The organism is Paenibacillus agaridevorans (assembly GCF_003112455.1).
Taxonomy (GTDB): Bacteria; Bacillota; Bacilli; order Paenibacillales; family Paenibacillaceae; genus Pristimantibacillus; species Pristimantibacillus agaridevorans.
Genome location: NZ_BDQX01000193.1, coordinates 1 through 10299 on the forward strand (window position 1 = coordinate 1; position 10299 = coordinate 10299).

The 10299-nt window shown below is 50.5% G+C and carries 6 protein-coding genes; 5 read left to right on the forward strand and 1 reads right to left on the reverse strand.

Annotated elements, in window-relative coordinates; translation table 11 throughout:
• Positions 1-1329 precede the first annotated feature (1329 nt).
• The 5 genes from PAT3040_RS18620 to PAT3040_RS18640 all read left to right on the forward strand — a co-directional run bounded on the left by PAT3040_RS18620 (position 1330) and on the right by PAT3040_RS18640 (position 7030).
• Entirely contained in the window at positions 1330-3009 is a 1680-nt protein-coding gene (locus tag PAT3040_RS18620; RefSeq protein ID WP_181376710.1) for a peptide ABC transporter substrate-binding protein, read from the forward strand.
• 133 nt (positions 3010-3142) lie between these two features.
• Positions 3143-4075 (forward strand): ABC transporter permease, encoded by a 933-nt coding sequence (locus tag PAT3040_RS18625; protein ID WP_108993907.1) that lies wholly within the window; start codon positions 3143-3145, stop codon positions 4073-4075.
• Positions 4076-4078: 3 nt separating this feature from the next.
• A complete protein-coding gene (locus PAT3040_RS18630) occupies positions 4079-5035 on the forward strand; it encodes an ABC transporter permease (protein WP_087569913.1) in 957 nt (318 codons plus the stop codon).
• A 34-nt stretch (positions 5036-5069) separates the two neighbouring features.
• Entirely contained in the window at positions 5070-6071 is a 1002-nt protein-coding gene (locus tag PAT3040_RS18635) for an ABC transporter ATP-binding protein (protein ID WP_108993908.1), read from the forward strand.
• A complete protein-coding gene (locus PAT3040_RS18640) occupies positions 6068-7030 on the forward strand; it encodes an ABC transporter ATP-binding protein (RefSeq protein WP_087569911.1) in 963 nt (320 codons plus the stop codon). Before PAT3040_RS18635 ends, PAT3040_RS18640 begins: the two co-directional genes overlap by 4 nt.
• 904 nt (positions 7031-7934) lie before the next feature.
• Here PAT3040_RS18640 and PAT3040_RS18645 read toward each other — a convergent pair.
• A complete protein-coding gene (locus tag PAT3040_RS18645) occupies positions 7935-10142 on the reverse strand; it encodes an Ig-like domain-containing protein (RefSeq protein ID WP_108993909.1) in 2208 nt (735 codons plus the stop codon).
• Positions 10143-10299: the final 157 nt, after the last annotated feature.

Consider the following 10299-nt stretch of genomic DNA (forward strand, 5'->3'; position numbering starts at 1 on the left):
CCCCCTGCTTCGTCACTTTTGCTTGACGTACCCCCGGTACGCCTTCACAAAAGTTCCTTGCATGAAACGAAAATTCGGCAAAATCTGCTCCCCTCGGAGTATTCAGACACGCCCTAATTAAAAACTTTGCATGAAAAAAGCACCGTTGTGGCAAAATGCTACAACGGTGCTTTTTTGTCGTTTTAGGAAATGATGCAACCATTTCGAATGTGGGTAACAAACGGAGTTAGGCCAAATTCTAACAGACAGTATGAGGCTGTCTATTAAATGTGCATAGGTGAAATGGCGGGCAAGTGTCCGGTAAATAATGAACGGGAGCAACTGTAACGGAAATGAATGACGTTATTTCGGCAAAAAGCGGTCCTTCGCAAATCTAATGGAACTTATAGCCTTTATGATGTGCAAAAGTCCGTGATTACCTGGAATTCTCACGAATAACGTCGCAGAGTTCCGTTAGATTTTAATATCAGGCCAAACGATCCCTATAAGGGCTCTCATTTCCGTTGACAGGTTGCCGGCGATTGATTGCAGCTTCATTGCCAGTTTTGCACACAATGATCGACGACCTCCGGTATCGCCGTTATATGGTAGAAACAAAGAAAAAAGATGCTCGGATGGTTCAAATAGGTCGTGTGTGTCTATTAGATTCTAGAAACATCGTCTAATCGAAAATAGAACGCTCCTGTCCGATGAGGAGACAGCCGTTTACTCTAGAAGCTCTTAGAGGGCTATATATAAAGTCAAACTGTTCCAATGGTGGAATAGCTGAACTGAGTTTAGTTAAACTGATTTCATTAATTTTATTTGTAAAAATATAACTATAATGTAATCTTGGTTGCGGTAAAAGCTAGGGTGTATGTTGTTCTAAAACGCCTTGGAATGAAGAAAAAATACGCAAACAAGAATCGTAATGAAGTTAAAAACCGAAACCAATAAATAATCATCCTCCGCAAAAGTGGAAATGGATGCAACATTGTACAAGCGTATAGACGCGTTACAATATCAATACATAGGCGCATTGTCGCCTAAATGCTCTAATGCATATACGTATTAGTGCAAATTCGCATCAACGCGTTAAAGGCATGACAACATGGCGATTTGTCAGGCGGCTCATAATGTTCCCGATCTAGGGACATAGTAAAAAAGCGGCTGGAAAGTTTTTCGAAGAAGTTGTCGGTTGACAATTATTAATTTTTGGTTGTATATTGTTTAACGTCGAATAAATAATAATTCATGTGAGAAATGATGACATTTTCAATGAAATTCAGTTTTCAAGTCACATTAACACGGCTGTAAAAAAATTATATATAAAATTAGGAGTTGATGTATGTGAAAGGGAGTTTCAAAAAGCCGGCACAGTTCATGCTAGTTTTGATCGTCGCATTCAGCATGCTTTTGACTGCTTGTACAAGCAACAACAACAAAGCGGCTAATCCGGGCAACAAGGACGGCAACAACGCCGGATCGGAAACGCCAGCTGCTCCGCAAGAATTCCGCTTCACTCTTGCAAGCGAACCGCCAAGCTTGGATCCTGCTCTGATGACGGACGCCCAGTCCAGCATTGTGGCAGCAGGTTTGTATGAGGGCCTTACTCGTCTGAACACAAAGGGCGAGCCTGAAAATGCAATCGCTAAAGAACTGACTGCTTCAGAAGATGGCAAGACGTACACGATTAAACTCCGTGACGACGTGAAATGGAGCAACGGCGACCCTGTAACAGCAAACGACTTCGAATATGCTTGGAAACGCAGCTTGAACCCTGAGACGGCATCCGAGTATGCATATATGTTGTTCTACCTTGAGAACGGCGAGAAATACAACGCCGGCGAAGCTACCGCTGACGACGTAGGCGTTAAAGCGCTGGACGAATACACGTTGGAAGTGAAGCTCTATACTCCTGCACCTTACTTCCCGAGCTTGCTTGCTCACTACACATACCTGCCCGTACATCCAGCAACTGTCGATGCTGCTGCCGACTGGGCTGCGGAAGCTGCAACGATCGTATCCAATGGACCGTTCCTTCTGAAGCAATGGGCGCATGCGGACAAGCTGGTTCTTGAGAAGAATCCCGATTACTACAACAAAGATGCGATCAACTTCGACAAAGTAACCATCTCTCTTGTCGAGGACGAGAACACCGTATACCAATTGTTCGAAACAAATAAAATCGACTGGATCGGCGCTCAAGCGGGTTCTGTCCCTACAGACCTGACGAAACAGCTGATCGAAGAGAAGAAAGCGGAAGTAACTTCCGTAGCTTCGACTTACTATTACCTGTTCAATACGGAGAAAGCTCCATTTTCCAACGTAAAAGTACGTAAAGCATTCTCCATGGCAATCGATCGTCAATCCCTGATCGACAACGTGGCTCAAGCGAACCAGCAACCGGCATTCGGTCTGGTGCCGCCAAGCATTGGCTCCGAAGGCAATATGTTCCGCGAAAAGTATCCGGACACCTTCTTCACGGAGAACGTTGAAGAAGCGAAGAAGCTACTTGCGGAAGGTTTGGCCGAAGAGGGCATGAAGACTCTTCCGGAAGTAACATTGCTGTATAACACAAGCGAGGGCCATAAGAAGTTGGCTGAAGCGGTAGTTGACATGTGGCGCAAGACGCTGGGCGTAGAAGTGAAACTGGCTAACCAGGAGTGGGGCACGTTCCTCGAAACTCGTAAAGCCGGCCAATTCGACATCGCTCGTTCCGGCTGGGGCGCTGACATCAACCACCCGATCAACTTCACGTATGACCTGATTCACCCGAAATCCGGCAACAACGACGGTCGTTACAACAACCCTAAAGTGCAAGAACTGCTTGATGGTTCCCTTGTAGCGGAAACGCCTGAGAAAACGATTGAAATGTTGGCTGAAGCCGAGAAAATCGCCATTCAAGACGACATGGCTGTATTGCCGGCTTACTACTACACGACTGTAACGATGGTTAAACCAGGCATCGAAAACGTAGTATCCGACTATGCGGGTCACATCGACTGGGTATTCGGCAGCAAGAAATAAGGTCACTTTAACCGTGGCTTTCTCAAACAAGAGCTTGAACAACCTCTAAGAGTAACGGTCAAAAGGGTATATATAGTCTCTATATATACCCTTTTGAAATGCAAATAAAGATTGTGAGAGAGTGGGTGATCGTATGCTCCGCTACATTTCCGGCAAGTTTTTATTTATGGTTCTCTCTTTGTTTATTTTGGTAACGGCAACGTTCATGCTGATGAACGCTATCCCGGGGAGTCCTTTGCAGTCCGAGAAGGCGACCAGCGAAGCCGTCCAGAAAAACTTGGAAGCGTATTACGGCCTCGACAAGCCGCTGTATGTACAGTACGGGAAGTATCTCGCCAACCTTCTGCAAGGCGACATGGGGATATCCATGAAGAAGAAGTTCCAATCGGTTGACAAAATGATTGCACAATCGTTTGGGCCCTCATTAAGACTGGGTATTTCGGCGATCGTGACGTCCGTAGTCGTAGGTTGCATTCTCGGCATTTTGGCAGCGATGTACCATCGCAAATTTATCGATAATCTGGCAATGATTATAGCTGTTATCGGCCTCGCAATACCAAGTATCGTGCTTGCTCCCGTCATGCAATATTTCCTTGCCACTAAGCTGGGCTGGTTTGAAGTCGCCGGTCTCAATGGACCGTTGGATTACGTATTGCCTACGATCGCGCTGGCTTCCGGTCCGATCGCTTTTATCGCACGTCTCCTCAGATCCACCATGATTGAAGTATTAAACGCAGATTTTATTAAAACCGCCAAATCCAAAGGGCTTGCCGGTTATGTCATTGTCGCAAAGCATGCGCTTCGGAATTCCATGCTCCCGGTAGTCACTTATTTGGGCGTTCTGACCGCCGGCATCATTACGGGCTCCGTTGTCGTAGAGAAAATTTTTGCGATTCCAGGCATCGGCAAACACTTTGTTACGAGTGTTATAGATCGCGATTATCCGCTTATTATGGGCATTACCATATTCTACGCCGTTATTTTGATGATTAGCCGTTTCTTGTCGGATATTGCATATGTACTGGTGGATCCGCGCATGCGAGCCGGCGGAAAGGTGGGGAAATAAACGATGTCTAACTTCAATCCGAAACCGCGCGGCAAGGAGCGGTCGGACACGCTTACTCCCGACATGTTCGAGAAGCTGCGCCGCGAAGAGGTTCGCGTCGACGAAGTCGGCCGTGCAACCCTGACCGCCTGGCAGGATATCTGGAAACGGCTTACGAGCAATAAGCTTGCGATGCTGGGCTTCTGGATTATCGCCGCCCTGGTGGTTTGCTGCCTTGTTGTTCCCTTAATTTGGCCATTTGACCATTACACGACAGAATTGACGAATACGAACCAGGCTCCGAACGGAACGCATTGGTTCGGCACCGATGAACTAGGCCGCGATATGTTCGAGCGTGTCTGGAAGGGCGCTCAGATTTCCTTGTTTGTAGGCGTCGTCGCGGCGCTGATCGATTTGGTGCTCGGCGTTATATACGGCGGCATTATGGGATACTACGGCGGCAAAGTCGACGAGGTCATGAACCGTTTCGCCGAAATTTTGTACTCCATTCCCTACCTTCTTGTCGTTATCCTGCTTTTGGTCGTTATGGAGCCAAGCTTGACGACGATTATCGTCGCGATGTCGATTACGGGCTGGATCAACATGGCCTGGATCGTGCGCGGCCAAATCATGCAGCTCAAGAATCAAGAATACGCGCTTGCTTCCAAGTCCCTTGGCGCTGGCGCAATGCGTATTATTTTCCGTCACCTGGTGCCGAATGCGATGGGACCGATTCTCGTTACGCTGACCCTGACGATCCCGAGCGCGATCTTTACCGAAGCGTTCCTGAGCTTCCTGGGTCTGGGGGTTCAATCGCCGGCTGCTTCTTGGGGTACGATGATCGACGACGGCGTAGGCGGTATTTTCAACTATCCGTGGCGTTTGTTCTTCCCGGCCATCTTCCTCAGCGTAACCATCTTTGCCTTTAACGTCTTCGGGGACGGCCTGCGCGACGCATTCGATCCGAAGCTGAAAAAATAACAACACAGCACAACCGAGAGGAGGTCAACCCAAGATGAAGACCTTGCTGGAAGTGAAAAACTTAAGCGTATCGTTCGACGTATATGGCGGAGAAGTACAAGCCATTCGAGATATATCTTTCGATGTGAAGGAAGGCGAATCCGTGGCGATTGTAGGCGAATCCGGCTCGGGCAAGTCCGTAACCGCCCAATCCATCATGAGGCTGAATCCGTCTCCGCCTAGCCGCATCAAAAACGGCTCGGTGAAATTCGATGGTCAAGAGCTGCTCACCTTATCGGAGAAAGAGATGCAGACTGTGCGCGGCAACAAGATCGGCATGATCTTCCAAGATCCCATGACGTCGCTAAACCCGACACTGACCGTTGGCGCGCAAATAACGGAAGGTCTGATCAAACATCAGAACGTCAGCAAATCGCAGGCGACTGCGCGAGCGATCGAGATGCTGCATCTGGTCGGCATCCCGAATCCGGAGCAACGGATCAGGCAGTATCCGCATCAATTCTCCGGAGGCATGCGGCAACGTGTCATGATCGCCATCGCTTTGGCATGCAATCCTAAGCTATTGATCGCGGACGAGCCGACAACGGCGCTGGACGTGACGATTCAGGCGCAGATTATGAGCGTCATGAAGGATCTGCAACAGAAGATGGGCACTTCTATCATTCTTATTACGCATGACCTCGGCGTCGTGGCCGACGTCTGCGACCGCGTTATCGTCATGTATGCAGGTCGTATCGTAGAGACGGGCACGAAGTGGGAGATCTTCCAGAACCCGCAACATCCTTATACAAGAGGTTTGCTGCGTTCTCTGCCCCGTCTGGACCAGAAGAAAGACGAGCCGCTTATCCCGATTCCGGGCACGCCGCCGGATCTCATCAAGCCGCCTGCGGGCTGCAGCTTCTGCGCGCGCTGCGACGAAGCGATGAAGGTATGCGTGGACAACGATCCTAACTTGCATCCTATCAAAGGCAGCGAATCCCACGCGGCCGCTTGCTGGATGCTTCATGAATACGCGAACCGGGAGGTGCCGGTATGAGCAAGAGCACCCCATTATTAGAGGTTAATGATCTTCGCAAATTTTTTAACCTCGGCAAAGGCAACATATTGAAGGCCGTCAACGAAATATCGTTTTCGATCGGCCGCGGCGAAACCGTGGGCGTCGTAGGCGAATCCGGCTGCGGCAAATCGACTGCTGGACGTACGATTCTGCGGCTGTACGAGCCGACAAGCGGAGGTGTGACGTTTGAGGGCAAGGATATCTACAAGCTGCGCGGCGCGGAGCTGAAGGCGCTGCGACGCAATATGCAGATGATCTTCCAGGACCCGTACGCGTCCCTGAATCCAAGGATGACGGTAACCGACATCATCGGCGAGGCGCTCGATATTCACAAGCTTGCAGGCAGCAAGGCCGAGCGGAAGCGCAAGGTCGAGGGGCTGCTTGATCTCGTCAACCTGAATCCGGAGCATGCGACCCGTTACCCGCATGAATTTTCCGGCGGTCAGCGCCAGCGTATCGGCATTGCGCGGGCCTTGGCCGTTGATCCGAAGTTCATCATCGCCGACGAACCGATCTCCGCGCTCGACGTGTCGATCCAGGCGCAGGTGGTCAACCTGATGCAGGAATTGCAGCGCAAGATGGGGCTGACGTATCTGTTTATCGCGCATGACCTGTCCATGGTGAAACATATTTCCGACCGCGTCGCCGTGATGTACCTGGGCAAAATCGTGGAGCTTGCCGAATCCGGCGAGCTGTACGACAACCCGCGCCATCCGTATACGAGAGCGTTGCTTTCCGCGATTCCGATTCCGGATCCGCAGGTCGAAGCGACCCGCGAGCGCATCGTGCTTAAGGGCGATTTGCCGAGTCCGATCAACCCGCCGAAGGGCTGCCAGTTCCATACGCGCTGCCCGCTCGCGACGGATAAGTGCAAGACGGACGAGCCGAAGCTGGCGGAAGTCAGCAAGGGCCATTTTGCGGCTTGCCATTACGCGTAAGAGCTTTATACATGAAGCGAAGCCCGATGCTTGCAAACTTGGGGCTTCGCTTTTTGTGTTTTGATATATAGAATTTTAAAGTTTTGGGGTGGAGCGCTAGTTCGGTCGTTGTAGCTACGGTACGCGTACCGAGTATGAACATGCCTGAGTTCTGCACACACCTGAGTAATAACACGTTTGAGTTCCGCGCACACCTGAGTAATAGCACGCCTAAGTCCCGCACACACCTGTTTAGTTTGGTCAACAAGCACGTTTTGTTCACGCTTTGTCGCCATAACGGCTTTGCTTTGCAAAGCTGAAGGTCGCGCTTATCTTCAAGAGAACCCTCGTATATCACATAAGGAAAATAGAGGGAAAAGCTCCCTGTAATCCTGAAAAATCGGAGTGTCGGCTCCACTTAGAGGGAAAACCTCCCTCTAATCGGGGTGGTTCAACCCGAAAACAGCGATTTGCTGGGAATTAGAGGTAGGATTTCCCTCTAAAGAGCAAGCGAGGGCGGGGATGGGGTTAATAGAGGGAGCTTTTCCCCTTATTAGAGAAAGGGGCAGACAGGAGAGAGGACAAACAGGTGTGACGCCGTTGGTTCTTTCTGACGCAAGTACAGGAAGGACCGTCAGGATGTTCTGCGAAAAAAATATAACCGACATCAGCGGCACTATTCGCCCGTTTTTTGTCTCAAATAAACTTTAACAGTCAGGGAAGACGCTATTTGATTGGAATCAAACAAAATGCTGCCGGGATCGTACAAATAGAGTCGATTGTGTCTGTTAGATTTTAGAAAATAGAAAAAATCCAAGAATAACGTCGCCCATGTCCGTTACGTGCCAGACAAGGCAAACTTGTATGAAAAAAGCCTTCCAGACCGAAGAAATATCGGCTGGAAGGCTTTTGCTGCTTTATTGTATTATTTCACCGTCACGCGGAACGACGCGCTTTTGCCGCCGAAAGATGCCTTGATTGTAGCCGAGCCTTTGCTCACGGCGGTGATCTTGCCGTCTTTCACGGTAGCTACGCTTTCCTTGGACGAAGTCCATACAGCGTCTGTAGTGGCGTCAACGGGGCTGCCTGTGAGATATACGGCCTGGATCGTTACGCTGTAGGTGCCGCCGATCGCGAGCTGTGCGGACTTGGATGACAACTGCAGCGACTTCAACTTAGGCGTTACGAGTACAGGGATTTCTACCGTCTTGCCCTGGTAGGAGCCCGTTGCCTTGGTCGAGCCTACATTAAGAGCCTTGACGGAAGAAGTGCCGCTTACGGTTGCGATATTGCTGTTCGCAATGGTCCAGTTCATCTTGGTGCCGATGGAAACTTTTTTGCCATCCTTATAATAGCCGTATACTTTGATCGACTTGGAACGGTTCGGATTAAGCTCGATGATGCTAGGATCCACCTCGAACCTCACGATTTCTTCCTCGATCTTCACGCGAACGGAGACTGTCTTGTTCAAGTACGTGCCGGTCAATGTGACGGTGGACGCCTCCAAGCCTTTCATCGATTTCTCCAACAGCAGAATGTTGTCCGATGTTGTCTTCCATTCGATCGACTTGGAAATATCGGCTTCCTCGCCATCCTCATAGATCACGCTCACCTTCGGAAGATCGGAGGACTTGCCGGTGATGATGCTCAAATCCTTTGTCTCGGCGATAAGCTTGACCGGCTTGAGGTGGACAGTCAGCGTGACTTCGGCTTCGTAGCCTTGCGCCGTTGCGGTGAAAGTCGTTTCCCCCAGCGCCTTGGCCGTCCACTTTGTGCCGTCCAGCTCGGCGATCTCGTCATCGGAGTTCGTCCACTTTACGAGCTTGGAGATGTCGATGGTAGAGCCATCGAACGTCATTGCCGTAATCTTCGGCAGCTCGCCCGTAATGCCCTTGAATCCGTCGATTTCCGTTTTCTCGGCTTTGATCTTCCGGATGCTTGGATAGACGGTTACGTCGATGCTGCGGCTGATACCTAAATGAGAAACGGTGATTTTGGTCGTGCCTACACCCTTTGGTGTCACCTTGCCTTGCGATACAATGGCGACGGAGACGTCGGAGGAGGTCCATGTTCCCTCAGTCGTAATGACTTTTTCCTCGTTTTTGTTATCCACTACTTCCGCCTTGATCTGCAGTGGATTATCTTGCAACTGCATATGAAATTCTTTTTCCGGCGAAAGCCTGATCGATTGGTATGGCGTACGCACCACTACGCTCAGCGTGTCTGTCACGCCTAAGTGAGAAACCGTAATAGTCGTCTTGCCCGCGCCTACCGCGGTAACGACGCCCTTCTCTACCGTGACGACTTTCGTGTTGGCGCTCGTCCACTTCGCTTCGTCCGTGACGACAAGAGTGCCGCCCGTCTTTGGAGTAACCGTGGCGCTCAGGACTCGGTCGTCCGACCCGATTTCCATATCCAGCAAGTCGCCGGGCTGCTTCGGTCCGATCTCGATCGACTTGTATGGCGATGTGATCGTCAGCTTGATCGTGTCCGACTTGCCTTTGAACTTGGCCGTGATCGTTGCCGTGCCGGCACCGACTAACGTAATGCGGCCGGCGTCGACCGTCGCGACGGAGGAACTTGACGAAGTCCATGTCGCATCTTCCGTGATGTCAATGCTTTCGGCGGAACCTTTCTTGCCGTCCAGCGTGAATACGACAGTCTCGCCCAGCTTAATGTCAGCAATGGACGTCGGCGCAGTGCTGCCGTTCTGAAGTAGAATAACTTCGTCATAGACGAAATCGGATTTTGCCTTAATCGTTGCGCTGTAGCCTTTATAAGTAGCGGTAATGGTCGCCGTTCCCGAGCCGACCCCCGTCAATACGCCTTTGTCTACTTTGACCGCGGAGCTGTTCGATGTTTTCCAAGCAGCTTCCGTCGTGACGTCCTTCTTGGACGTAGAGCCCGATATGGAAGCCAGCACCGTGACGTTAACCTTGTCGTCCTCCACGAACATCTCGAGCGAAGAGGTGACGGAATTGTAATCGGCATCCTCGTAATCCATCTCGATTCCCGTGACTGTATCCTCGGCCGCCTGCGCGACCCCGCCGAACGTACCCAGCATAAGGGCTAATGCCAACGTCGCTGCAAACCATCTGCGGGCGTCCTTGAACGACAAGCTCCAACTTTTCATCAAATTCACTACATCCCTTTCCTTTCTTTCGTGGAATCAATTGCTTCTCTATTGTTATAACGGCATTTTCCCTTCGAAAATGAACAACAACATGATTAGGTCGTGTCTGAAAACCCGCTCAGGGGCATCTTTCACCGCCTTTCCGCCCCCTGCTTCG

What these genes read in the sequence shown, in the direction of transcription:
- PAT3040_RS18625 (WP_108993907.1), top strand. Translation starts at nt 3,143, where the DNA reads ATGCTCCGCTACATTTCCGGCAAGTTTTTATTTATGGTTCTCTCTTTG.
- PAT3040_RS18635 (WP_108993908.1), top strand. Translation starts at nt 5,070, where the DNA reads ATGAAGACCTTGCTGGAAGTGAAAAACTTAAGCGTATCGTTCGACGTA.
- PAT3040_RS18630 (WP_087569913.1), top strand. Translation starts at nt 4,079, where the DNA reads ATGTCTAACTTCAATCCGAAACCGCGCGGCAAGGAGCGGTCGGACACG.
- PAT3040_RS18640 (WP_087569911.1), top strand. Translation starts at nt 6,068, where the DNA reads ATGAGCAAGAGCACCCCATTATTAGAGGTTAATGATCTTCGCAAATTT.
- PAT3040_RS18645 (WP_108993909.1), bottom strand. Translation starts at nt 10,142, where the DNA reads ATGAAAAGTTGGAGCTTGTCGTTCAAGGACGCCCGCAGATGGTTTGCA.